At 66.6% G+C, this 22822-nt stretch carries 22 protein-coding genes and 2 pseudogenes; 10 read left to right on the top strand and 14 right to left on the bottom strand.

The window, feature by feature from the left end; all coding sequences use genetic code 11:
* Positions 1-4: 4 nt before the first annotated feature.
* The 4 genes from flgA to N5D30_RS02370 all read left to right on the top strand — a co-directional run bounded on the left by flgA (position 5) and on the right by N5D30_RS02370 (position 2574).
* Positions 5-763, top strand: coding sequence for a flagellar basal body P-ring formation chaperone FlgA (gene flgA / locus N5D30_RS02385; protein ID WP_220813449.1), 759 nt, complete (start codon positions 5-7; stop codon positions 761-763).
* A 133-nt stretch (positions 764-896) separates the two neighbouring features.
* Positions 897-1238 carry a flagellar biosynthesis anti-sigma factor FlgM gene (flgM, locus tag N5D30_RS02380; RefSeq protein WP_220813450.1) on the top strand — a complete coding sequence of 114 codons (342 nt, stop codon included), beginning with the start codon at positions 897-899 and terminating at the stop codon, positions 1236-1238.
* 49 nt (positions 1239-1287) lie between these two features.
* A complete protein-coding gene (gene flgN / locus N5D30_RS02375; protein WP_279902281.1) occupies positions 1288-1755 on the top strand; it encodes a flagellar export chaperone FlgN in 468 nt (155 codons plus the stop codon).
* Positions 1756-1779: 24 nt separating this feature from the next.
* Positions 1780-2574 (top strand): flagellar brake protein, encoded by a 795-nt coding sequence (locus N5D30_RS02370; RefSeq protein WP_220813452.1) that lies wholly within the window; start codon positions 1780-1782, stop codon positions 2572-2574.
* A 31-nt stretch (positions 2575-2605) separates the two neighbouring features.
* Here the strand turns inward: N5D30_RS02370 and N5D30_RS02365 are convergent, their stop codons facing one another.
* From N5D30_RS02365 to N5D30_RS02350, 4 genes are all read right to left on the bottom strand, one after another.
* The gene (locus tag N5D30_RS02365) at positions 2606-3847 is read right to left on the bottom strand and encodes a glutamine synthetase family protein (protein WP_279907582.1); all 1242 of its coding nucleotides are present in this window, start codon (positions 3845-3847) and stop codon (positions 2606-2608) included.
* Positions 3848-4028: 181 nt separating this feature from the next.
* Entirely contained in the window at positions 4029-4265 is a 237-nt protein-coding gene (locus N5D30_RS02360; protein ID WP_220813453.1) for a glutaredoxin family protein, read from the bottom strand.
* Positions 4266-4309: 44 nt separating this feature from the next.
* Complete coding sequence (locus tag N5D30_RS02355; protein WP_279907506.1) at positions 4310-5449, bottom strand: DUF5610 domain-containing protein; 1140 nt, start codon at positions 5447-5449, stop codon at positions 4310-4312.
* 130 nt (positions 5450-5579) lie between these two features.
* Complete coding sequence (locus N5D30_RS02350; RefSeq protein WP_279907505.1) at positions 5580-6137, bottom strand: TetR/AcrR family transcriptional regulator; 558 nt, start codon at positions 6135-6137, stop codon at positions 5580-5582.
* 195 nt (positions 6138-6332) lie between these two features.
* Between N5D30_RS02350 and N5D30_RS02345 the strand changes: the two genes are divergently transcribed.
* Both N5D30_RS02345 and N5D30_RS02340 read left to right on the top strand, forming a co-directional pair.
* The gene (locus N5D30_RS02345) at positions 6333-7190 is read left to right on the top strand and encodes an MBL fold metallo-hydrolase (protein ID WP_279907504.1); all 858 of its coding nucleotides are present in this window, start codon (positions 6333-6335) and stop codon (positions 7188-7190) included.
* A gap of 103 nt (positions 7191-7293) precedes the next feature.
* Positions 7294-8568 (top strand): OprD family porin, encoded by a 1275-nt coding sequence (locus tag N5D30_RS02340; protein WP_279907503.1) that lies wholly within the window; start codon positions 7294-7296, stop codon positions 8566-8568.
* Between the two features lie 584 nt (positions 8569-9152).
* Here the strand turns inward: N5D30_RS02340 and efp are convergent.
* From efp to N5D30_RS02325, 3 genes are all read right to left on the bottom strand, one after another.
* A complete protein-coding gene (gene efp / locus N5D30_RS02335) occupies positions 9153-9728 on the bottom strand; it encodes an elongation factor P (protein ID WP_220813457.1) in 576 nt (191 codons plus the stop codon).
* 34 nt (positions 9729-9762) lie between these two features.
* Entirely contained in the window at positions 9763-10908 is a 1146-nt protein-coding gene (gene earP, locus N5D30_RS02330; protein ID WP_279907502.1) for an elongation factor P maturation arginine rhamnosyltransferase EarP, read from the bottom strand.
* Between the two features lie 118 nt (positions 10909-11026).
* Positions 11027-11491 (bottom strand): hypothetical protein, encoded by a 465-nt coding sequence (locus N5D30_RS02325; protein WP_220813459.1) that lies wholly within the window; start codon positions 11489-11491, stop codon positions 11027-11029.
* A 173-nt stretch (positions 11492-11664) separates the two neighbouring features.
* On the opposite strand from N5D30_RS02325, the gene N5D30_RS02320 reads away from it, so the two are divergent.
* A complete protein-coding gene (locus tag N5D30_RS02320; RefSeq protein WP_279907501.1) occupies positions 11665-11907 on the top strand; it encodes a hypothetical protein in 243 nt (80 codons plus the stop codon).
* Here N5D30_RS02320 and N5D30_RS02315 read toward each other — a convergent pair.
* The 6 genes and pseudogenes from N5D30_RS02315 to dinG form a co-directional block, all read right to left on the bottom strand.
* On the bottom strand, positions 11904-13040 hold the full coding sequence (locus N5D30_RS02315) for a glycerate kinase (protein WP_279907500.1): 1137 nt from the start codon (positions 13038-13040) through the stop codon (positions 11904-11906). The two genes, N5D30_RS02320 and N5D30_RS02315, sit on opposite strands and share 4 nt — an antisense overlap.
* A gap of 7 nt (positions 13041-13047) precedes the next feature.
* The gene (gene pdxH / locus N5D30_RS02310) at positions 13048-13716 is read right to left on the bottom strand and encodes a pyridoxamine 5'-phosphate oxidase (protein ID WP_279907499.1); all 669 of its coding nucleotides are present in this window, start codon (positions 13714-13716) and stop codon (positions 13048-13050) included.
* A gap of 100 nt (positions 13717-13816) precedes the next feature.
* Positions 13817-14446, bottom strand: a pseudogene (locus N5D30_RS02305) (OmpA family protein); the annotation flags it as partial.
* A gap of 17 nt (positions 14447-14463) precedes the next feature.
* The gene (locus tag N5D30_RS02300) at positions 14464-15609 is read right to left on the bottom strand and encodes a serine hydrolase (protein WP_279907498.1); all 1146 of its coding nucleotides are present in this window, start codon (positions 15607-15609) and stop codon (positions 14464-14466) included.
* 138 nt (positions 15610-15747) lie between these two features.
* On the bottom strand, positions 15748-18084 hold the full coding sequence (locus N5D30_RS02295) for a beta-agarase (RefSeq protein ID WP_279907497.1): 2337 nt from the start codon (positions 18082-18084) through the stop codon (positions 15748-15750).
* A gap of 100 nt (positions 18085-18184) precedes the next feature.
* On the bottom strand, positions 18185-20332 hold the full coding sequence (gene dinG, locus N5D30_RS02290) for an ATP-dependent DNA helicase DinG (protein WP_279907496.1): 2148 nt from the start codon (positions 20330-20332) through the stop codon (positions 18185-18187).
* 93 nt (positions 20333-20425) lie between these two features.
* On the opposite strand from dinG, the gene N5D30_RS02285 reads away from it, so the two are divergent.
* Complete coding sequence (locus N5D30_RS02285; RefSeq protein WP_279907495.1) at positions 20426-20890, top strand: CopD family protein; 465 nt, start codon at positions 20426-20428, stop codon at positions 20888-20890.
* A gap of 154 nt (positions 20891-21044) precedes the next feature.
* On the opposite strand, the pseudogene N5D30_RS02280 reads toward N5D30_RS02285, so the two are convergent.
* Positions 21045-21398, bottom strand: a pseudogene (locus N5D30_RS02280) (OmpA family protein); the annotation flags it as partial.
* 434 nt (positions 21399-21832) lie between these two features.
* On the opposite strand from N5D30_RS02280, the gene N5D30_RS02275 reads away from it, so the two are divergent.
* On the top strand, positions 21833-22330 hold the full coding sequence (locus tag N5D30_RS02275; RefSeq protein ID WP_279907493.1) for a DUF6231 family protein: 498 nt from the start codon (positions 21833-21835) through the stop codon (positions 22328-22330).
* 4 nt (positions 22331-22334) lie between these two features.
* Positions 22335-22805, top strand: a complete 471-nt coding sequence (locus N5D30_RS02270) for a YchJ family protein (RefSeq protein ID WP_279902295.1) — start codon at positions 22335-22337, stop codon at positions 22803-22805.
* The last annotated feature ends 17 nt before the right edge of the window (positions 22806-22822 follow it).

Genomic DNA, 22822 nt, shown 5'->3' with positions numbered 1-22822 from the left:
GTGCATGAACGCACTCACGACACTTTCCCGACGCATGATGGCCAAAAGCCCCTTTCTTGCCGGTGTTTTACCCGCTTTGGGCCTGTTCGGCTACAGCACGCTTCATGCCGCGCAGCTGACATTGCCCGAGGAGCTTATCGGCGCCACCGAAGGCTTTCTTGAATTCACCGTCGAGGATTATCTAGAGCGTAGCGAAATCCCCGCACGCCATGAAATTCAGGTCAACGCCCTCGACCCCCGGCTGCGCCTGGCGGCCTGCGACAGCGATTTGACGCAACGCCTGGAGAGCCCCGCCCAGCCAGTGGGCCGGGTCACCGTGAGAGTCAGCTGCGAAGGGAGCACGCCCTGGACGGTCTTCGTCCCGGCTCAGGTACGAATCTTCCGACCGGTGGCGGTGCTGAAGACGCCGCTCAAGCGCGACAGCGTCGTGGGGCCCGCCGACATCGCGATGATCGAGCAGGACATCGGCCTGCTGGGCAGGGGCTATATCGCCGACCCGGACCAGGCCATCGGCAGAAAAATGACGCGACCGCTGCAGGCGGACCAGGTGCTGACCCCGGCCATGCTGCAGCTGGCGGAAAGCGTGCGCCGCGGCGACCAGGTGGTGATTGCCGCGCGCGCCGGCGGGATCAATGTGCGGGTACAGGGCGAGGCCTTGTCCGCCGGCACGCTCGGCCAGCAGATCAGCGTACGCAACCTCAGCTCGCAGCGCGTGGTCAGAGCTCGTGTGATAGGCCCCGGGCAGGTCGAGGTGGAAATGTAGGCACGATTCTTGTAGCGCAAACTCCCGGCGATTTCCTACACTGTTAAACGACGCACACATTTGCGCCCTAAAGTTTCGACGGATACGGCCGACAACCCAGTCAAGCGTCCAGATACCGTCAGAGGTTCACAACATGGTTATCGACTTCAACCGGCTGAACAATGCCTCCTCTCCCGCCAACAGCGGGCGTGCCGGCAATGCCCAGGCCAGCGGCCGCAACGAGGCCGTCAGCAGCACGCTGCCGAACGCACCCCAGGTTGCGAGCGAGCAGGCCACCGCCGGCAAAACCGGCGAGTCCGTGCAGCTCAGCCGCGAAGCCCAGCAGTTGCAGAAAGTGAGCGACAAGCTGCGTGACCTGCCGACCGTGGACAAAGAGCGCGTCGCGAAACTGAAGCAGGCCATCGCCGACGGCAGCTACCAGGTCGATGCCCAGCGCGTCGCCGGCAAGCTGCTCGACTTCGAATCCCAGCGCTAGTCCAAGGGCTGCGCTGGGGGTGTTGGACGCCCAATCCCCAGAGCCCGCGATGCAAAACGACGACCTGCTGCACCTGTTCATCGAAGATATCGGCACGGCCCAGCGCCTGCTTGAATTGATCGATACCGAATTCCAGGCCATGGGCGAGCGCGACCTGCCGCGCCTGGAACAGATCCTCGGCGAGAAACTTCCCCTCCTCGGCTTGCTGGACCAGCACGGTACGGCTCGCGCCAGCCTGCTTTCCGCACAGCAACTGAGCGCCGATCGCGCCGGCCTGGAGACACTGGCCAGCCGCCGTGACGACGGCGCCGAACTGCTGGCCCGCAGCGAAGAGCTGAACCGGCTGCTGGAAAGTTGCCGCGACGCCAACCAGCGCAACGGGCGCCTGATCCGCGCCAACCAGGCATCGCTCAAGAGCGTGCTCGGCATTCTTCGTGGCGGAGAAACGCCCGGCCTCTATGACAGCCGCGGCGGCGCCGCTAGAATCGCGCAGCAACGCCCGCTCAGCCAGGCCTGAGCCATAACAACGAGCACAGGGGACATGCCGGCAATATGCCAGTATGCTAGTGCCGCAGTACCTGGAGAATGCCGGAACGTGTCCAACCCATTTCATGAGGATGACGGCCCACAGCCGCCGAAGGTGCTCACCGCGCCCTTGGAAATCATCGCCAACCTGCGCTTGCTGCAGCAGAGCCGTGATCCCCTCGTCGTCACTTTCAAGGACCGCAATCAGCGGTTCCAGAGCTATCTGGTCGAAGTCAATCGCGAACGCAGCGTGATCGCGCTGGATGAAATGGTCCCCAACGATGGCGAACGCTTCATGCAGAACGGTGAGCCGTTCCGCGTGGAAGGCTTCCATGAAGGCGTACGCATCGCCTGGGACTGCGAAGACCCGGTGCAGATCGGTGAACTGGAAGGTGCCCGCTGCTACTGGAGCCACATGCCGGAGCGCGTGACCTATCACCAGCGCCGCAACGCATTCCGCGCCCAGCTCGCTCAGGGCCAGCTGGTCAATATCGAGCTTTCCGGCACCCGCCTCACACCGGCCCTGAAAGGCCAGCTGCTGGATATCTCGGCCACCGGTTGCCGCATCCGTTTCCCGGGCGACGTCAGCAGCCGTCTGCATGCCGGGGAAGTCTACGAGCGCTTCGCCGCCCAGCTGCCGATCGGCGCCATGACTCTCGCGGCGGAACTGCGCCACGCCCACTACGTGGAGAAGGACAACATGACCTTCGCCGGGCTGCGCTTCCACCGCATGGGCGGCCTGGAGCAGCGCCAGGTCGAGCGCTTCGTCTATCAACTGCAGCGCGAGGCGCGCCGGGTCGAGGACGAATAGTTCCTAGCCGTCCTGGGGCGGCCGTCGCCCCTCAGACCTGATTGCCCAGCACACGCCTTTCCCATGGCGTGATCTCGTCCAGATAGCTCATCAGTTCCATGCTCTTGCTGGCACAGTAGCCATCGACGAACTCGTCGCCGAACCACTGCCGCGCCAGCGCGCTACCCTGCAGCCGCTGCAACGCCGCGTGGAGGGTGCATGGCAGGCTGAGCGCGGGCGGCACGTCGAATTCGCCCTGGATCGCGGCACCGGGCTCCAGTTCCTGACGCAGGCCATGCAGACCGGCCGCCAGGCTGGCGGCAATGGCCAGGTAAGGATTGGCATCGGCGCCCGGCAGACGGTTCTCCACCCGCCTCGCCGCCGGCCCGCTGGCCGGAATGCGCAGGCCGGCGGCGCGGTTGTCGTGTGACCAGCAGGCATTGTTCGGTGACGCATAGGGATGGCACAGGCGCTGGTAGGAATTCACATGTGGCGCGAACAGCAGGGTGAAATCCGCCAGCGCCGCCTGCTGGCCACCGATGAAGTGGAAGAAGGCCGGCGTCGCCTCGCCGTCTTCGGCACTGAAGATGTTCCGCCCGCTGCCCTGCTCCACCACGCTCTGGTGGATGTGCATGGAGCTGCCCGGCGTGTGCGGCAGCGGCTTGGCCATGCACACCACGGCCAGGCCATGCTTGAGCCCGACTTCGCGCAGCAGGTGCTTGAACAGGAAAGTCTGGTCCGCCATCAGCAGCGGGTCACCGTGCAGCAGGTTGATCTCGAACTGGCTCACGCCCATCTCGTGCATGAAGGTATCGCGGGGCAGACCGAGCGCCGCCATGCAGCGATAGACCTCCTCGAAGAACGGCCGCAGGCCGTTACCCGATGACACGCTGAACGCGGAGCAGCCGCTCTCGCGGCTGCCATCCAGGCCCAGAGGAGGCCGGAACGACTGGGTCGCATCGAGGTGGCGCTCGAAGACGAAGAATTCCAGTTCGGTGGCCACCACCGGCTGCCAGCCCCGTTCGGCATAGGCGGCGACGACCCGCTTGAGCAGGCCCCGGGTGGAAAGCCCGGAGCTGCGCCCATCCAGTTCGTCGGCATCGCAGATGGCCATGGCACGCGGCGATTCGCTCCAGGGCAGGCGGAACACCCGGTCCTCCGAGGCGCTGAGCATCAGGTCGCCATCATCGCCGCCGTAGAAGCGCGCCGGCGGGTAGCCGCCCATGACGCACTGCAGCAGCACGCCCCGCGCCAGTTGCAGGCGGCGGCCTTCGAGGAAGCCCTCCGCGGTCATCACCTTGCCCCTGGGCACCCCGTTGAGGTCGGCGGTGACACATTCGATTTCGGCTATTCCGGTCAAGCGCTCTGCGAGCGTACTGCTGCCGTCGGGAATCATGACTGCTTATCCTTGTTGTCGATCCGTACAAAATACGCATCAGCCGTTCAGGATTTCAAGCAGCCAGAGAGGGGAAGATTCAACGCAGGAAGGCCACCACGCGGTCGGCGTCGAAGGGCCAGTCGAGTTCGGCGCCGGTGTCGGTGCGCAACAGCACGGGAATGCGCAGGCCGTACTGCTCGACCCAGTCCTCGCGTTCGGCGATGTCGATCAGCTCGACCAGCAGGCCGTGCTCGACAAGAGGCATCAGCACCCCTTCCGCCACCTCGCAGAGGTGGCAACCGAGGGTGCCGAAAAGCTGGCATTCAGGTGGCATGGGAAAGCGCTCCGACCGAATCAGAGGCGCAGTCTAGCATCCGCTCAGGCCTCCTCCGCCGGCGCCTTGCCGAGCATGCCCTGCAGGCCGTCCAGCAGACGGCTGTTGAGTTCCTTGGCCTTCTCCAGCAACGACGTGTCGAAGCGCTCGTCGAGGCGGAAGCCGCCGTCCAGCAATTGCTCCAGCGTGCCCCTGGCGTCTTCCGACACCTTGTCGGCGGAACGCAGCGCATCGAGCAGACCACGGGCGTAGTCGACCAGAGTGTCGTTCACCGCGCTGGCGGCCTGGCCACCCTGCTGGGCGACGGTACTGTAGGCATCGGTGGCCTGGCGCACGCTGGTCTGGGTCAGCTGGAGCGACATGGCGGCAAGCTGGGAGCCGTCCATCTTCAGCTGCATGGCACGGTCGAACGCGCCGCTCAGGTTGCCGGAGTAGAAGTCGCTGGAGATGTCCTGCACCTGCTTGAAGAGGTCTTCCAGAGCAGCACGCTCCTCGTCGTCCAGTTCGCCCTCGACCTGCACCTGCCAGGCACCGATCTGCATGCTGCCGGAACGGCTCTCGACCGAGCCGGTGGAAGTCTTGCCATCGCTGGCGAGCGTGGCGCTGTTCTGCGACCAGTTGGCCGAGGCGCTGGCGATGGAGATTTTCAGGCGGTCGCCGTCGCGGGTGGTGACCTCCATGTCGAAGGTCTCGGCCTGGGCGGCGAAACGCTCGCTGCGCGCGGCCACCGCGACAGCGTTGCCGCCAGCGGTCGGCGTCTTGGCAAGGTAGTCGGATTCGAGGCCTTTCAGGCCGTTCTGGATCTTTTCGTAGGTGGCGTCGATATCTTCCGCGACCTTGCCCTTGAGCACACCCATGCCATCGAGAATCTTGCGCGCCTCGGCGAAGCCCTTCTCCACCCCTTCGCGGGCCTGGGCCAGCAGGCCCTCGAGCTTGGAGGTATCGGCACCGGCCGCCGCCTCGCTCTTCAGACGCTGCTCGATGAAACCGATGATCCGGTCGGCCACCTTATCGGGCGTGAAGTCGTCGCGCTTGCCATCCAGCGCGCCGGGCTCCAGGCCCAGACGATTGGCCAGACGATTGGCCAGGGTTCCCTGCGGGTCGACATGGCCGCGCGGATTGGCCAGGGTATTGATACCGGCGGGACGGGATTGCGACGGAGAGAGGGAAGCCAGAGTGTTCATGTCGGCGTACCAGGCAAAGAGAACTGCCTTTTTGACGGCAGCTTCCGGGAAAATTTGAGACAGAACCGACCAGTGGTTCTTCGGCGCATCTCCTATTCGGCGCGCCGAAGCCTGTTGCGTCGCCGTCTTCTCAGATACCAGCGGCTTTCAGCAGCACCTCGGCGGCGGCCTTGGCCTGCAGGGCCTGGTCGCCCGGCCCCTGGACGTGGGCCATGCTCAAGGCACCTTCGAGAAGGAATTGTAGCTGCATGGCCAGGACACCCGCCTGCGGAGCCCGCAGCGCCTCCAGCAGTTCGCGGAAATGTTCGGCGAAGGCCGCCTTGAACACGGCGGCCTGGCGATGGATGGGATGCGTACGGTCGTGAAACTCCGCGGCCGCATGGATGAAGCTGCAACCGCAGAAATCCTGCTGGTGAATCCAGGCATGCAGGCCGTCGAAGGTCAGCAGCAGCGCCTCCCGCGACGGCCGGGCGGCACGCAGCTGGGCGAGCCTTTCCAGCGTATCCCGCTCGCTCTCTTCGAGTACCGCGAGGATCAGCTCGTCCTTGGAGCGGAAGTGCTTGTACAGGGTCATCTTGGCCACCCCGGACTCCGCCAGGATGCGGTCGATACCGGTGGCGTGGTAACCCTCCCGGGCAAACAGATCCTGGGCGGTGCTGATCAATTGTTGGCGCTTGCTCGATGCCATCTGGTCTCTCCAAGTGGCGGACATTATGCGGGCGGCGGCGGTCGCCACTCCAGACGGAAAGATTTCGCTTGAAAATATACAGACCTGTCTGTCTAATTTCGAGACATACAGCGTAAACAAGGGCACGCGCATATCCGCCCCGCCCTGACCGACTACACAGACACTTATCCCTCTCCCGACATTCGAGGTTCTCCTATGCGATCCCTCATCCTCTTCCTACTCATCGCGCTGAGCAGCACCGGCCAGGCCGCCGGCCTGCGCTTCGCATTGGTCAAGACCGCCGAGACCGAGACCCGCGACGCCTTCACCATCGAGGGGGGAGCCTGGACCGAAAAGGCCATCGCCAACCACGTCGCCGTACTGATCGAACACCATGCCGCGACGCTGCTGCTCGACACCTCTCTCGGGCGCCAGGTGGACCAACAGTTCGAGTCCGAGATGCCCTGGTACGACAAACCGCTGCTGCGCTACGGCCAGGTCACGCCGGTCCGCGACCAGCTGGATCGCGACGGGGTCCGGGTCGACCGCATCCTCCTCACCCACAGCCACTGGGACCATGCTTCCGGCCTGGTCGACTTCCCCGAGGTGCCGGTATGGGCGCCCTACGAGGAAATCGCCTTCAGCCGCATCGCAGTCCCACCGGCCGTACTGCCCAGCCAGTTCGCCCACGACATACGCTGGGTGCCCTTCGACTTCGACGACGAGCCCTTCATGGGCTTCGAACGCAGCCTCGACCTGTTCGGCGACCGCAGCCTGGTCCTGGTGCCGATGGTCGGCCACACCCCGGGCTCGGTGGGCCTGTTCCTTACCCTGGATGACGGCCGGCGCTTCTTCTTCACCGGCGACACCAGTTGGCGCCTGGAGGGTTTCACCGGGCCGAAGGAAAAGTTCTGGATCAGCCGCAGGATGGTCGACGACGACCGCGACGCGACCCGCCAACAACTGCAGAAGGTGCACGCACTGATGCGCCAGGAACCGGCGCTGGTGGTGGTGCCGGCGCACGATGAAGCGGTGCAGAGGACGCTGGGTTATTACCCGCACTGGATCGAATGACTCGACCAAGGTCTAGAAGCAGTAATTTTTGCGAAATGTTTTAGTCTTCAGGCTGCAACGAATTCGGACACACCGGATCGCCATCACCAGAGGAACAATAAGAATGAGCAAGTCCCCTCTCGCCCGCGGCGTGGCGCTCGCCGCCCTGGGCACCAGCCTCACCCTGCCCGGCCTGGTTCAGGCGGCCTTCCTGGAAGACAGCAAGGCCACCCTTGAGCTGCGCAACTTCTACTTCAACCGAGACCTGCGCCAGGACTCCAACCCGACACCGGCCCAATCCAAGCAGGAAGAATGGGCACAAGGGTTCCTGCTGCGCTACGAATCCGGCTTCACCGAAGGCACCGTCGGCTTCGGCCTCGACGCCATCGCCACCCTGGGCCTGAAACTGGACTCCGGCACCGATCGCAGCGGCAGCGGCCTGCTCCAACGCGACCGGGAGACCGGCCGCGCCCAGGACAGCTACGGCGACTTCGGCGCCACCGCCAAGGCCCGGATCTCCAAGAGCGTGCTCAAGGTCGGCACCCTGATGCCGAAGCTGCCGGTGGTGCAGGCCAACGACTCGCGCCTGCTGCCCCAGGTGTTCAGCGGCGGCGCACTCAACTCCGCGGAAATCGACGGCCTGACCTTCGATGCCGGCCGCCTCAAGCAGTACAACCTGCGTGACTCCTCGGACTACGAGGACATGCTGATGACCACCGGCGGTCGTCGCAACATCACCGGTGCCGCGGGCGTCACCGCCGACAAGTTCGACTTCGGCGGCCTGAGCTACAAGTGGAACGACAGCCTGACCACCAGCTACCACTACGGCGCCCTGGAAGACCTGTACAAGCAGCACTACCTGAACCTGGTGCACGTGCTACCAATCGCCGACAAGCAATCGCTGAAATCGGACATCCGCTGGGCCCGCTCCACTGACGACGGCAACACCAACGTCGACAACAAGGCCCTCAACGCCATGTTCACCTACAGCCTGGGCGGCCACGCCTTCGGCCTCGGCTACCAGAAGATGAGCGGCGACACCGGCTTCGCCTACATCAACGGCACCGACCCGTTCCTGGTGAACTACGTGCAGATCGGCGACTTCGCCAACAAGGACGAGAAATCCTGGCAGCTGCGCTACGACTACAACTTCGCCGCCATCGGCATCCCCGGCCTGACCTTCATGACCCGCTACCTCACCGGCGACGACGTGGACCTGGGCGCGGCCGGCAACAGCGGCAAGGAATGGGAGCGCAACACGGACATCGGTTACGTCATCCAGGACGGCCCGCTGAAGAACCTCGGCGTCAAATGGCGCAACGCCACGGTCCGCTCCAACTTCGCCAACGACCTGGACGAGAACCGCCTGATCCTCAGCTACACCCTCTCGCTCTGGTAGGGAGGCAAGGCCCTAAAAAAGGCCATGTCCTCGTAGTTGTTGCGCGCCTTGTGGGAGCGGATTTATCCGCGAATTTCGCGGCCAATCGGAATGCCGCCCAGCCGCCCCCACAAAATCAGGATTGCGCCACCAACAACGGGGACATAGCCATAAAAAAGCTATGTCCCCGTTAGATGTCGTAGTGCCCTGACCCTTTCTGGATCCCCACCTGCGCGGGGATGACGAGGTATGGGAGACTCCTGCCGAGAACTGTCATTCCCGCGCAGGCGGGAATCCAGGGGCAGGCAGCTGCAACGTTCAGATAGCGGGGCTTGACCGCACAACGCGTATGGGTGGGTTTAGCCGCTTGCCGGCGTAGCCCGCTGGCGGCGCCGCGGTCGATTGCGCGGGTGCTGGTGGGTTACGGCCTGTGGCCTACCCCCTACGGGGTCCTATTGATATTGCAGGCAGGCCGTTTCTGCAGGGCAGCTACAACACGCAACGGGGACATAGCCATAAAAAAATCCGATGCCAGCATCTGACATCGGATTTTTTTTGCGCCCTCGAAACGGCTCGCGCCGGAGGGCTTCCGCGTGACGCGAGGCTTAGGCCTGCGGCGCCTGGGTACGGCTCTTGTAGGAACCGTCGCGGGTGTCGATCTCGATCCAGTCGTCGATGTTGCAGAAGTCGGCGACTTTCACTTCTGTGCCGTTGCGCAGCTTGGCCGGCTTCATCACCTTGCCGGAAGTGTCGCCACGGGCAGAGTTCTCGGTGTAGGTGATCTGGCGCACGATGGTGGTCGGCAGGTCCACGGAGATCACTTTGCCCTCGAAGAACACGGCTTCGCAGATGTCGGTCATGCCTTCTTCGATGAACGGCAGGACGCTTTCCAGATCTTCGGCGCGCAGTTCGTAGGAGTTGTACTCCGGATCCATGAACACGTAGTCGTCACCACTGATGTAGGACAGGGTCACTTCCTTGCGCTCGAGGATGACCGGCTCCATCTTGTCGTCGGCCTTGTAGACGGTCTCGGTCTTGGAACCGTTGATCAGGTTCTTCAGCTTCATCTTGACGATGGCGCTGTTACGGCCGGACTTGGTGAATTCGGCCTTCTGAATCAGCCACGGATGGCCATCGATCAGGGCCACACTGTTGGCCTTCATTTCTTGTGCGGTTTTCATACGAGTATCCGGGTTTGGATGGAGGTACAGATTTCTAGGCCGCGCATGATAGCCAATTTCGGTGAAACTGCACCAGCGCCGTGGCAAGATCGGGCTGAACGGCCAGCTCCCGGCGCCATTGCCGGGCATGTTCGGCGAGCATCGCGGACTGCTGCTCCACCGCACTCCAGGCCGCGCCCATGTCACCCTGCCCGTTCCAGGCATGCCACCCGTTCCTCAGCGCCGCCGCGGCCTCCGGCGACAACCCGTCGCAGTACAGATTGAGGAACGCATCCAGCTTTACCCAGTGGGCGCCCTCGTCCTGCTGGTAGATATGCCAGAGCATCGGCCTGCCGGCCCACTGGGCGCGCACGAAGGAATCCTCGCCGCGGACCGCGTTGAAATCGCAGCTCCAGAGCAGGCGATCGTAGTCGTCCTGACTGAGGAACGGCAGCAGATGCACCTGCAGGCTGCCGTGGAGCCAACTGCCGCCTTCGCACAGGCTGTCGACACCCAGCCAGCGTTGCAGATCTCCCTCGATGCGCCCGCGCGGCACCATCAGCTGGGTTGGTACCGGCTGGCGCGACAACACGTCCAGCCAACCGGCCAGCCCCGGATTCTCGTAGGCGAACAGGGAAACGAGCCGGGCGCCAGCCTGCAGCTCGATACCAAGACCGGCGAAGAACCGGCGCCGCGCATCGGCATCTTCCTGCCACTTCCCGCACTGCCGCAGCAGATCGGACTCACGCAGCAAGCCCCCAGTGCCTGCGGTAAAGCCGGGGAAGAAGAAGAACTTCTGCAGGCCGCCCGACTGCGGCGATGGCAGGCCATGGCAGCCGTCCACCCAGTCCTCGGCGCTGAGATATTCGAGATTGAGCCAGAGCGGCCTGGAGGCCCGTGCCGCCATCGCCGAGACATAACTGGCGGGCAGTTCGCAGGCGAAGGCCTCGACCACCACATCGGCGACTTCCACCGGTGGGAACTCGACCGGCCAGCGGCAGACCAGTACTCCACTCACCCGCTGGCTCGGTAACGCCGCATCCGCCTGTGGGCAGAGGCGCTGGAACGCTCCTGGCTCGTCCACCCATAGGCGCACATCCAGACCATGCTCGGCCGCCAACTGGCGGGCCAGCCGCCAGGTCACGCCGATGTCGCCATAGTTGTCGACGACGTTGCAGAAGATGTCCCAGCGCATGGTCATGAGTCGATCCGGTTGCCGCGGACGCAAGCCTTCCCCGACCATCCTCTCGGGGCGGCCTGGAGAACGAGCGATAGCAAGGCGAGAGAACCGGCCCGGCGAGCGCCGGGCCGGAGGGCCGTCAGTGGGCTACCCGGCTGGTGCCGTCGACGGTCATGATGCGCACGCGCTCGCCGACGCGGAAGACTTCGTTCTGCTGCACTTCCTGGACGTAGGCGCGCAGGGTGCCGTCGTCCTCGCGCACGGTGATCTCGACGCCCTGGGCACGGGTCAGCCCTTCTTCTGTTGCGGCGCCGAGCAGGCCGCCGGCGACCGCGCCGATCACCGCGGCGACGGCCGCGCCGCGACCACCACCCACACCGCTGCCGGCAACGCCGCCGATCACCGCACCGGCTCCCGCGCCCACCGGCGTCTTGGTGCCTTCAATCTTCACCGGGCGCAGCATCTCGATGGTGCCGAGACGCACGGTCTGCACCCGACGCGCCTCGTCGCGGCTGTAGGAGTCGCCGCTGAGGTTGGAGGCGCAACCGCCCAGGGTGAGGCTCAGAGCGACGAGCGTGGCAGTCAACAGCTTGGATTCATACATGGGATTCTCTCCGAGTGAGGCGGTGCTAATTAGACAGCGCCTACCGCCGTCTGTCACCCGCCAGGCCGTTGTCCGTGGCCTTTCCATAGTGTAGAGGCTGGGTGCGACATCGGGTCAGATTTCCAGTCGCCGTGGGCTGGCGCAGGATGGCAAACCCTTTTGAGAATTTGCGCATGGACTACTTCATCGTCGCCGTCACCACCGTCGCCGGCCTGTACTTCCACTGGTGGATCTACGTCCGCATCCGCCGCTGGATGGACCGCGACCTGGCGCTGTCGATGGCGGCCGGCGATCCCGCCATGCAGGCCTATATGCTCGACCGCCTGGCCGAGGCCAAGGCCCAGGGCATTCGCCGAGGTCAACTGGAAGACTGGCTGCACCAGGCCGCTCGCGAGTACCTGCAGCGCCGCGCCTAGCCGCGCGCCATCCGCCACAGGCGGGCCAGGTCGCAGGCCCTCGCCTGGAGTTCGCCAGCGGCGCCGGCCATGGCCTGTTCGAGGCTCTGCGGACCAGGCGCGAGGCTGAAGGCGGCATCGATACCCGCGTCGTAGAGTTCCTGGTAGCGCTCACCCAGGCTACCGGCCAGCGCCAGTACCGGCACACCGGCGGCCCGCGCCAGGCGCGCCACTCCCACCGGCGTCTTGCCATGCAGGCTCTGGGAATCCAGCCGCCCTTCACCGGTGATCAGCAGATCGGCGCCGCGCAATGCCTCGGCCAGCCCAGACAGTTCGGCGACCAGCTCGATCCCCGGACGGAAGCTCGCCCCGAGGAATGCCCGGGCGGCGAAACCGAGACCGCCCGCCGCGCCGGTTCCGGGAAAGTCGCTGTGATCCTCGCCCAGCGCTGTGGCCGCTACCTGCGCGTAATGAGCGAGGGCCGAGTCGAGCGCCTCAACCTGTGCAGCATCGGCGCCCTTCTGCGGGCCGAACACCCTCGAAGCGCCGCGAGGACCACACAGGGGATTATCGACGTCGGCCGCGATCAGCAGCTCGACCCCAGCGAGTCGCGGGTCCAGGCCGGCGGGATCGATACGGGCCAGATCGGCCAGCGCCACGCCGCCGGGCGCCAGGTCACGGTCCGAGGCATCGAGAAAGCGTACGCCCAGGGCCTGCAGCAGGCCCGCGCCGCCATCGTTGGTGGCGCTGCCGCCCAGGCCGAGGATGATGCGCCGGGCGCCGGCATCCAGGGCCGCGCGGATCAGCTCGCCGGTGCCGTAGCTGCTGGCGCGGGTCGCGTCGCGCTGCGCCTTCGGCACCCGGTGCAACCCGCTGGCCGCGGCCACTTCCAGCACCGCGCCGCCCTCCCCGCCCAGCCAGCCCCAATGGGCCGAGACCGGCCCGCCCATGGGATCGCGCACCTGGCATTCGCGTCGCTCGCCGCCCGTCGCGGCCAGCACGGCGTCGACCGTGCCCTCGCCGCCATCGGCCATGGGCCGCAGCAGGATGTCCGCATCGGCAAACACCTGGTGCCAGCCACGGGCAATGGCCGCCGCCACCTCGGGCGCGGAGAGGCTCTCCTTGAACGAGTCGGGGGCGATGACGACCTTCATGGGAGGATTAGGGGGCCAGGCGTTCGCGCAACCAGGCATCACCTTGCAGACGGTAGTTGAGCCGGTCGTGCAGGCGGCTGGCGCGGCCCTGCCAGAACTCGATCCGCTCCGCCAGCAGACGGTAGCCGCCCCAGTGGGGTGGGCACTCCGGCGCGCGGTCGAGGAAGCGCCGCTCGGTCTCGGCCAGCAGCGCCTGGAGTTCGTCACGATCCCGGATGACCCGGCTCTGCGGCGAGGCCCAGGCCCCCAGCCGGCTACCCAGCGGGCGGACCTGGAAGTAGGCGTCGGATTCCTCGGCGGAAACCTTTTCCACCCGCCCCTCGATGCGCACCTGGCGTTCCAGGCTGGGCCAGAAGAAGGTCATGGCGGCGAAGGGACGTGCCCCGAGCTGTTCGCCCTTGGCGCTCTGGTAGTTGGTGAAGAAGGTGAATCCGCGCTCGTCCAGGCCCTTGAGCAGCAGCACCCGGCAATGCGGGCGCCCCTCCTCGTCCACCGTGGCCAGGGTCATGGCATTGGGCTCCACCGGCAGCTGCTCGGTCTTCACCGCGTCGTCGAACCACTGGCGGAACAGACTGAAGGGCTCGACGGGCGCCTGGGCCTCGTCGAGTCCATCCCGGGTGTAGTCGCGCCGCATGTCGGCGAGGGTCTGCGAAGTACGGCTGTGGCTGTCCGACATGAGTGGCTCCCCGAGGAATGATGCCGCCAGCTTACTGCGCCTTGTCCTTGCCCTTTTGATCTGCGGCAACCTGGGCCACCGGCAGAGCCGCCGTGGTGGACGCGGGCTGGTTGTACTGAGCCAGCAGCGCGACGAGGGTCTTCTGCGGGGTCAGGAGGATTTCCACGCGGCGGTTCAGGGCGCGCCCCTGGACGCTGTCGTTGGCGGCGCGCGGCATGTCGGAGCCGACTCCCTTGAGCAGCAGGCGGTCGCGTTGCAGGCCGCTGAGACGGAAGATCGAGGCCACCGCCTTGGCACGGTCCTCGCTGAGCTTGAGGTTGGTCTCGACCTGGCCGGTGCTGTCGGCATGGCCGAGGATCAGCACGCCGGTGCTCTTGTCGGTCTCGAGGATCTTGGCGACCCGGGTGAAGGGGCCGAGCACGGCCGGCAGCAGCATGCTCGGACGATCAGGGTTGAACGAACTCTCCACCGGGGCGGTGACGACCAGCACGTTCTCGCGCCGTTCCAGCTCCATCTTGCTGTCCTGCAGCGCCACCTTCAGGCGCGGCTCGTACTCGTCCAGCCAGGCGTTGGTCATCTCGTGGTCGATCTTCGGCGGCGCCTTCTTGACGACGGTTTCACTGCCGCCGAACGGCCACCAGCTGCCGGAGCCGGATTTGTCCGAGTTGCCGGCACAGGCGGCGAGGCTCACGCAGCAGAGCAGGACGAGCGTTTTCTTATACATGGTCAGGTCTTCCCCCTGGCGAGTTACAGGCATTGGCCCAGCGTGCGCGCCAACCGCTGCGCACGCGGGTCCATGAGTACATATGGTCCGAGACTGTTGGTGACGAAGCCGAAGGCGATCTCGCGCTCCGGATCGGCGAAGCCCACCGAACCACCCGCCCCCGGGTGGCCGAAGGCCTTGCGGCCGAGGCCGTAGGTGGCGTTGGCCACCTCCGGCTGGTCGAGCATGCAACCCAGCCCCAGGCGGGTCGCGGTGAGCAGGGTGCGATCCTGGCCGCAGGCGTGCTCGCGGGTCATCTCGCCGAGCAGTTCCGGCTCCAGCAGGCGGCCGTCGAGCAGGGCTGCGTAGAAGCCGGCGAGTGAGCGGGCGTTGCCGTGGCCGTTGGCCGCCGGCTGCTGCAGGCGGCGCCACTCGGGCTTGTTGGTACTGTTCAAGATCGACGGCGGATTGGTGAAGGCGCGGGTGCTGAGCGCTTCCGGCTCGCTCATCATGCACTTGAGCAGGCGCTGGGCGGCGGCGTCACCCATGTCACCCTTCTTGCGGGCAATGTGGGACACGCGATGGAACTCTTCGTCGGCCAGGCCGACATGGAAGTCCAGCCCCAGCGGCCCGGCGATGCGCGCGGCGATGGCTTCGCCGGGCCCGCGATCTTCGATCCGACGGATCAGCTCGCCGACCAGCCAGCCATAGGTGATGGGCGCGTAGCCATGCTCCTCGCCGGGCGTCCACCAGGGACGTTCGGCGGCCAGGGCGCCGGTCATCTGCTGCCAGTCGTAGAGCGCCTCGGCCGGCAAAAGCTCGCGCAGCGCCGGCAGACCGGCACGATGGCTGAGCAGCTGGCGCGGGGTCACGCGCTCCTTGCCGGCGGCGGCGAACTCGGGCCACCAGCGCGCCACGGGCGCATCCAGTTCGAGCTTGCCTTGCTCCACCAGTTGCAGGGCGGCCACGGCGGCGAAGGGCTTGGTGCAGGAGAACAGGTTGAGGATGGTGTCGCTGTGCCAGGTCTCGGCACCGTCCCTGTCGGTGGTGCCGGCCCAGATGTCGACGACGGTTTCGCCGCCGATCTGCACGCACAGCGCGGCGCCACGTTCCTGGGGATCGTCGAACAGTTCGACGAAGGCATCTTTCAGCGCCTCGAAGCGCAGGTCGAAATGGCCCTGGATCTGCAACCTATTACTCCTCGGTCGGGATGGCCGGCATTGTTCCAGCACCGGCTCTGCATGGGAATCCTGGCGCCCTGCCTGGGCCGCCTCGTCAGACCAACGGTCCGGGTTGCGGCGCGCCCAAGGCACGCCGGGCGTAGCCGGTCAGGGCTTGTCGGCAGGCGGCGGCGCCGCGGTGTCGGCCGGTTTCGACTCCGATTCGGCCGACTTGGCCGGCTCGTCCTTGCCGGCAGCTTCCTTCGGCAGCAGGGTCTGCGGGGCCTTCAGGTTGGCCGCGCGCACCGCCTGGACGAATCCCTGCCAGGGCCGGTCGGTGATGCCCACCAGGCCGAAATGGCCGTTCTCGCCATCCAGCAGGCGGCCGGTGGCGGGCTGGTCGAGGTACTGGAACCAATGCACGCCGACGATGGAGGGCTCCTCCAGCGCCCGAGCCAGGAAGTGGGCGTAGGCCGGGCCGCGCTCCTCTTCCTTGTAGACCTCGCTGGCGCCGCCCCAGAACGGGCCGCGGTCACGCGAGCCGAAGTGGAACTCGGTGACCATCAGCGGCTTGTCCAGCGCGCGCAGGGCGGCGAAGTCGTAGCCGTGCTGCGGCTCCTTGACGTAGAAGTTGAAGCTCAGCACGTCGCAGTACTGCGCGCAGGCCTCCAGCGCCTCCGGCGTGGCGATGGCGAAGCGGCCGCCCAGCAGCAGCTGGTTCGGCGCGTGCCATTTCAGCGAATCGGCGATGGTCTTGAAGTAGGTGTCGGCGAACAGGCGCTGGAAGTCCTGCAGGTCCTTCTCGATCTGCGGGAACTCGGGGCTCGGCAACGGCGGCTCGAAGCCGGGGTCCTCCATCAGTTCCCAGGCCTTGAGGTCGATACCCCAGGCCTTGGAGAGACCGTTCTGGTTGCGGTACTTGTCGCGCAGCTGCTTGAGGAAGGCGCGCTTGGCCGGCACGTCGGTGCTCAGGCGCAGGGTGCCGTAGGCCAACGCATAGCGTGACCTGGGGTCCTCGCCGGGCGCGGCCCAGGCCAGTTCGTTGTCGGCGAAGTAGCCGATCAGCCAGGGGTCGTCGCGGCGGTCGCGGCTGGCGATGGCGATGGCGCGCTCGGCGGCCATGGCGAAACGCGGGTCGAACGGGTCGGGCATGCCGCCCCACCAGTCGTGGCCGGTGCTGATGGTGGCGTAGTCACCGGAGATCGACAGCGGGATGGTATACGGCATGCGCTGGGCCGAGCCGAGGGCGTCGTCGCTCCAGTTGCCGAGCGTGTTGAAGCCCCAGGCCTGCAGGCGCTCCAGGGTATGGCGAGTCCAGCGGTCCTTGTCGAAGCCGGGCGCCGGGCAGGGTTCCAGCTCGGCCGGGGCAGGCGTCGCGGCCAGCGGCGGCTGGGCCGTCTCGCAGGGTTCGGCGTAGGTGCGCTGCAGGTTGGCGCGATAGAAGTCGTACCAGCGACCGTGGTCGTAGGCGCGGCCCCGGCTGGCGCCGGTGTCGCTGCGGCTGTCGTGCTCGCCATAGTAGGCGGCCAGCGGCTCGCCGTCCTTGGGCAGCTGGGCGAACATCGCTTCGCGGCCCTGCACGTAGGTCTGGCTCTGCCAGGCGCTGACCGCGTTGACCCCCAGCGAGTAGAACGGATGGCCCTCGGGGGTGACCAGGAACCAGCGACCGTCGCGCTTCTCGGTGCGGAAGAAGCCCTTGGCCTCGAAGCCGGGGCCATTCAACCAGCCGCCGAAGCGATCCTGCTGCGGGCGTTCGGCGAGCCAGCCCTTGAGCTGGTCGCGCTCGCGGGCCGCGGCCTCGCGCAGTTGCTGGTCCTTGCCGATCTTCTCCGGCCATTGGCCACGGCTGTACTGCCCCCAGGCATCGACGATGCCGTCGTAGATGGCGGCCTGGGCGGCCTCGGGATTCTGCACGCCGAAGCGGCCGAGCAGGATGCTCTGCGGCGCGTCGGGCTGGCTCATGGAGAGGGTCACGGCACTGACCTCGGCGGCGTTCAGCTCGCCCTCCACGGTCTCGGCCAGGAGCACCCGATGGCCCTCGACGGTGACCGGCATGGGCGGCGCGGCGCGCATGCCGTAGGCGCGGGCGGAGGTTGCGGCGAGCGGCACGAGCAGGGTCTGCGCCGGACCGGCAGGCAGGGCGATGCGGGTGGTCAGCGCCTTGCCGTCGCGGCTCTCGATGCGTACTTCCAGGGTGATGTCCCAGTCCATGGCGTTCTGCAGGCGCAGGCTCATGGCGCCGGCCCGGGACCAATCCCACACCTCGCCAGGCGGACTCAGGCGCAGGCTGGGATGCTCGGCGGCATTGAAGGTGAAGCGGCGCAGCACCTCGCCTTCGGGGGTGGGCTCGGCGGTCAGCTCCGGAAAACTGGCGGCCTGGCTTTCTACCTTCACGGCATCGGTGGGCTTGATGAAACTGAACAGGGTCTGCTGCCCTTGCTGCGCGGCGAAGGCCGGCGCGGCGATGCTCAGGGCGAAAACGAGGGGCAGTGAACGGCGAATCATACGAACAGGCACTCCGGAAGATGCCCAAGTAGACACCAGAGGGGCCATAGATGCCACCCCGGATGCTCGACGCAGGGCCGCGCCCGAGGTGCCGGTCGGCTCAGGCGATTTCCCGGCGGAACGGCGGTAGCGCGTTGAGGATGGCCTTGCCGTAGCGCTGGGTGACCACCCGGCGATCCAGCAGGGTGATCGTGCCGCGGTCGGCCTCGGTGCGCAGCAGGCGCCCGCAGGCCTGCACCAGGCGCAGCGAGGCGTCGGGCACGGCGATTTCCATGAAGGGGTTGCCGCCACGCGCCTCGATCCATTCGGCCAGCGCCGCTTCCACCGGATCGTCCGGCACGGCGAAGGGAATCTTGGCGATCACCACGTGCTCGCAGTACGCGCCCGGCAGGTCGACGCCCTCGGCGAAGCTGGCCAGGCCGAACAGCACGCTCTCCTCGCCTTCGTCGACCCGCGCCTTGTGCTTGTTCAGGGTCTCCTGCTTGGACAGGTTGCCCTGGATCAGCACGCGCTTGCGCCAGTCGTGCTCGAGGCCGTCGAACACGTCCTGCATCTGCTTGCGCGAGGAGAACAGCACGAGGGTGCCGCGACCGCCCTTCACCAGCTCCGGCAGGTCGCGCACGATGGCGGCGGTGTGGGCCGTAGCGTCGCGCGGGTCGGCCTTGAGGTCCGGCACCCGCAGCACGCCGGCGTCGGCGTGGTGGAAGGGGCTGGGCACCACGGCGGTGACCGCCGCCTTGGGCAGACCGGCACGCATGCGGAAGCGATCGAAGGTGCCCAGCGCGGTCAGGGTCGCGGAGGTCACCAGGGCACCGTAGGCGACGTTCCACAGGTTGCGGCGCAGGGTCTCGGCGGCCAGGATCGGGCTGGCGTTGACCTCGATGTCGAACAGCGCGCCGCTGTCGACCAGGGTCAGCCAGCGGGCCATGGGCGGGTTGTCTTCGGGGTCTTCGGCGGTGAACGCCGTCCACAGCTCCCAGGTGCCCTGGGCGCGGGCCAGCAGGCTGCCGAACAGCGGATACCATTCCTCGGCCTGATGGCTGGCGAGGCCCAGGCTGGTGCCTTCGTCGTCCATCGCCTGTTTGAGCAGTTCGGTGAGGCGGGTGAAGACATCGGTGAGCTTGGCGAAGCCTTTCTTCAGCTCGATGCCCAGCTCGCGCAGGTGCTCCGGCACCAGGCCGCCCTCGAAGCGATGACGCGGGCGCTCGCGGCCGTTCATGTCCTCGCCGGCGCGGAAGTCGGCCAGTTGCTCGCAGGCGCTGAACATGAACTGCTGCTGAGTCCGGAGTTCGCGGGCCTGCTCCGGCACCTGCTCGATCAGGCGGCCAAGGTCGCCGGGCAGCGGGTGCTGGGCCAGCAGCTTGGTCAGGTTCTTCTCCACCTGGCCGAGCCAGTCGGCGGTGCTGCGCAGGCGGGTGAAATGGGCGAAGTGGCCGATGGCCTTGTCCGGCAGGTGGTGGCCTTCGTCGAATACGTAAAGCGTCTCGCGCGGGTCCGGCAGCACGGCGCCGCCACCCAGGGCGAGGTCGGCCAGCACCATGTCGTGGTTGGTGACGATGACGTCGACCTTGGTCATGCCCTCGCGCGCCTTATAGAAGGTGCATTGCTGGAAGTTCGGGCAATGGCGGTTGGTGCACTGGCTGTGGTCGGTGGTCAGGGTGCTCCACACCTTGTCCTCCAGCTCCTCCGGCCAGCTGTCGCGGTCGCCGTCCCAGCGATTGCCGGCGAGCTTCTCGATCATCCGGGTGTAGAGCTTCTGGCTCTGCTCGTCGACGTCGATGCGGAAGCCTTCCTCCTCGAACATCTGCGCGGTGGCGCCCTGGGCCTGGCCCTCCTGCAACAGCAGGTCCAGCTTGGACAGGCACAGGTAGCGGCCACGGCCCTTGGCAAGGGCGAAACTGAATTGCAGGCCGGCGTTGCGCATCAGGTCCGGCAGGTCCTTGTGCACGATCTGCTCCTGCAGCGCCACGGTGGCGGTGGCGATCACCAGGCGCTTGCCGGCGGCCCTGGCGGTGGGAATGGCGGCCAGGCTGTAGGCGACCGTCTTGCCGGTGCCGGTACCCGCCTCCACCGCCACCACGGCGGGCTCGCCGTCGCGCTGCCCCTCGTCGTTGTGCTTGATCGTACCCAGCACCTTGGCCACCTCGGCGATCATCAGACGCTGGCCATAGCGTGCCTTCAGGCCCTTGGCCTCGAGGAAACGGCTGTAGGCGCCCTGGATCTGGGACTTGAGTTCGGAACTGAGCATGGGCGGGGCGCGGGCGGGGCTGGATAAATTCTCAGTAGTTTACCGATAGGTTATGCTCGCGCGCCATCCCGCGACCGAGACCAGGCCCTACCGATGACCGTCTTTTCCGCCCTCTATGCCGTACACGCGCTGGCCGCCCTGATCTGGGTCGGCGGCATGTTCTTCGCCTGGATGATCCTGCGCCCCGCCGCAGTCGCCAAGCTCCAGGCCCCGGAACGCCTGACCCTGTGGCTGGAGGTGTTCCGCCGCTTCTTCCTCTGGGTGTGGATCGCGGTGCTGGTGCTGCCGGTGACCGGCATGGGTATGCTGCACATGCGCTTCGCCGGCTTCGAGACGGCGCCACGCTACGTCCATGTGATGATGGGGCTGTACCTGGTGATGCTGGCGCTGTTCCTGCGCGTGCAGGTACTGCAGCTGCCGCAGTTGCGCCGTGCCGTCGAGGCCCAGGACTGGGCGGCGGGTGGTGAGGCGCTGGGGCGCATTTGCCGCCTGGTCGGCAGCAACCTGCTGGTGGGCCTGGCGCTGGTGGCGATCGCCGCCGCGCGTCCCCTGTTCTGAGTCAACAGGCTCGGGCGAGAATGCCCGTGACGAGATCTCCCGTGTCACCGGCTGGATGGCCGGCGACACGGGAGCAAAGACCCGACTCCCAAGATGTACGAATCAGCCCGGTGGGCGACCGCGCCTGTGCGACAGTCGCCCCCGGTTCTGATCGTTAGGGGCGAGCCTCGACCTCGGCTTCCACGCGACGGTTGATGGCGCGGCCTTCGTCAGTGGCGTTGTCGGCTACCGGGCGGCTCTCGCCATAGCCCACCGAGCTGACGCGGTCGCTGCCCACGCCATACTGGTTGACCAGCACGTCGCGCACGGCGTTGGCCCGGCGCTCGGACAGGCCCTGGTTATAGGCGTCGGTGCCGACGGAGTCGGTGTGCCCTTCGACCACGGTGCTGGTGGACGGATACTGGCTCATGAAGTCGGCCAGCGCCTTGATGTCAGCCTGGCTTTCCGGCTTGACCACGGACTTGTCGAAGTCGAACTTGACGTCCAGTTCGACGCGCACCGCCTCGGCCTGTTCGGGCTCGGCCACGGCGACTTCCTCGACCACGGTCTCCTCGACCACCGCCACCTGCTCGCTGGCGCCATGCACCCAGCAGTAGGAAGCGGCAACGCCGGCACCGACCAGAGCACCGTAACCGGCCCACTCCGAGCTTTCGATCGCACCCAGCGCAGCGCCGGTCACACCACCCACGGCCGCGCAGGTCGGCCAGTCGGTTTTCTGGATACCAGCACAGCCGGTCAGCAGGCCGCTTGCCAGGATCAGGGGTACAGCTTTCCTTGTGATACTCATCTTCTTAGGTCTCCTGTAGGGAATCGGCATCTAACCGACAGCAAAGAAGTAAAGATCGCTTCCTTACTATCTGCCAGTTATAGGCACTTTTCGCGCCAAGTTCCAAAGAGTTTGTCCATCGCGGTAGTCTTTGCGTTCACATTAAGATCGCAGCCATGACCCAGACCTTTTCCACCCGCACTCCCCAACAGGCGCTGGCCGCCCTGCTCGACCACCATGCTCCCCGGCGCCTGCTGGTGGTCGGTGGCAGCCAGCTGCCGGCGGTGACCGCCTTCCAGCAGGCGCACCCGGAAACCGAGCTGGCCCAGGCGCCGGCCGGCCCGCTGCCCGCAGAGCTGGCGGCCCAGCGCTACGACCTGGCTCTGTTCGCCGACTGCCTGGAACACCTGCCCAGGCGCACCGCCCTGGAGTTGCTGGGCGGCATCCGCAACCTCAACGCCAGCCGCCTGGCGGTGCTGGTCGACATGGCCGCCGGCGACTGGAAGGACACCGATTTCTTCGCCCTAGCCCTGCAGGCCAGCGAGAGCTTCCAGCGCGACAACCAGGTGCTGACCCTGTTCACCTACGACCTGCGCGACTACAAGCAGGTCCCGGACTGGCTCAACGCCAAGTTCTGGGCCAACCCCGAAAACTTCGGCAAGTACTGGTGGTGATCCCATGAGCCAAGCCTGCCCCTGCGGCAGCGGCAGTGCCCTCGACGCCTGCTGCGGCCATTATCACCAGGGCACCCCGGCGCCCAGCGCCGAACACCTGATGCGCTCGCGCTACAGCGCCTACGTGCTGGGCCTGGTCGACTACCTGGTCGCCACCACCCTGCCCGCCCAGCAGGCCGGCCTGGACCGGGACGGCATCCGCGCCTGGAGTCTCGGCAGCACCTGGCTGGGGCTGGAGGTGGAAGGCAGCGAGCTGATCGGCGCCCAGCCCGAACACGCCTTCGTCACCTTCACAGCCCGCTGGCACGACGGCAGCGGCGAGCACAGCCACCGCGAGCGCTCCGCCTTCGTCCAGCGCGATGGCCGCTGGTACTTCCTCGACCCCACGGCCGCGCTGAAGGCCGGGCGCAACGACGCCTGCCCCTGCGGCAGCGGGCAGAAATTCAAGAAGTGCTGCAGCCCCTACCTGGGCTAGACCTCGGCGAAAACTCT

Origin of the sequence: Pseudomonas sp. GD03875, assembly GCF_029840585.1 — a bacterium.
In the GTDB taxonomy this organism is placed as follows: Bacteria; Pseudomonadota; Gammaproteobacteria; order Pseudomonadales; family Pseudomonadaceae; genus Aquipseudomonas; species Aquipseudomonas paralcaligenes.
This window is presented reverse-complemented; position numbering and strand designations above follow the sequence as displayed.

Coding starts and splice junctions, on each gene's coding strand:
- flgM (WP_220813450.1), top strand. CDS start 897: ATGGTTATCGACTTCAACCGGCTGAACAATGCCTCCTCTCCCGCCAAC.
- N5D30_RS02355 (WP_279907506.1), bottom strand. CDS start 5,449: ATGAACACTCTGGCTTCCCTCTCTCCGTCGCAATCCCGTCCCGCCGGT.
- N5D30_RS02275 (WP_279907493.1), top strand. CDS start 21,833: ATGACCCAGACCTTTTCCACCCGCACTCCCCAACAGGCGCTGGCCGCC.
- N5D30_RS02350 (WP_279907505.1), bottom strand. CDS start 6,137: ATGGCATCGAGCAAGCGCCAACAATTGATCAGCACCGCCCAGGATCTG.
- earP (WP_279907502.1), bottom strand. CDS start 10,908: ATGACCATGCGCTGGGACATCTTCTGCAACGTCGTCGACAACTATGGC.
- N5D30_RS02270 (WP_279902295.1), top strand. CDS start 22,335: ATGAGCCAAGCCTGCCCCTGCGGCAGCGGCAGTGCCCTCGACGCCTGC.
- efp (WP_220813457.1), bottom strand. CDS start 9,728: ATGAAAACCGCACAAGAAATGAAGGCCAACAGTGTGGCCCTGATCGAT.
- N5D30_RS02295 (WP_279907497.1), bottom strand. CDS start 18,084: ATGATTCGCCGTTCACTGCCCCTCGTTTTCGCCCTGAGCATCGCCGCG.
- N5D30_RS02345 (WP_279907504.1), top strand. CDS start 6,333: ATGCGATCCCTCATCCTCTTCCTACTCATCGCGCTGAGCAGCACCGGC.
- N5D30_RS02325 (WP_220813459.1), bottom strand. CDS start 11,491: ATGTATGAATCCAAGCTGTTGACTGCCACGCTCGTCGCTCTGAGCCTC.
- N5D30_RS02320 (WP_279907501.1), top strand. CDS start 11,665: ATGGACTACTTCATCGTCGCCGTCACCACCGTCGCCGGCCTGTACTTC.
- N5D30_RS02365 (WP_279907582.1), bottom strand. CDS start 3,847: ATGACCGCGGAGGGCTTCCTCGAAGGCCGCCGCCTGCAACTGGCGCGG.
- dinG (WP_279907496.1), bottom strand. CDS start 20,332: ATGCTCAGTTCCGAACTCAAGTCCCAGATCCAGGGCGCCTACAGCCGT.
- N5D30_RS02285 (WP_279907495.1), top strand. CDS start 20,426: ATGACCGTCTTTTCCGCCCTCTATGCCGTACACGCGCTGGCCGCCCTG.
- flgA (WP_220813449.1), top strand. CDS start 5: ATGAACGCACTCACGACACTTTCCCGACGCATGATGGCCAAAAGCCCC.
- flgN (WP_279902281.1), top strand. CDS start 1,288: ATGCAAAACGACGACCTGCTGCACCTGTTCATCGAAGATATCGGCACG.
- N5D30_RS02360 (WP_220813453.1), bottom strand. CDS start 4,265: ATGCCACCTGAATGCCAGCTTTTCGGCACCCTCGGTTGCCACCTCTGC.
- pdxH (WP_279907499.1), bottom strand. CDS start 13,716: ATGTCGGACAGCCACAGCCGTACTTCGCAGACCCTCGCCGACATGCGG.
- N5D30_RS02340 (WP_279907503.1), top strand. CDS start 7,294: ATGAGCAAGTCCCCTCTCGCCCGCGGCGTGGCGCTCGCCGCCCTGGGC.
- N5D30_RS02370 (WP_220813452.1), top strand. CDS start 1,780: ATGCCGGCAATATGCCAGTATGCTAGTGCCGCAGTACCTGGAGAATGC.
- N5D30_RS02315 (WP_279907500.1), bottom strand. CDS start 13,040: ATGAAGGTCGTCATCGCCCCCGACTCGTTCAAGGAGAGCCTCTCCGCG.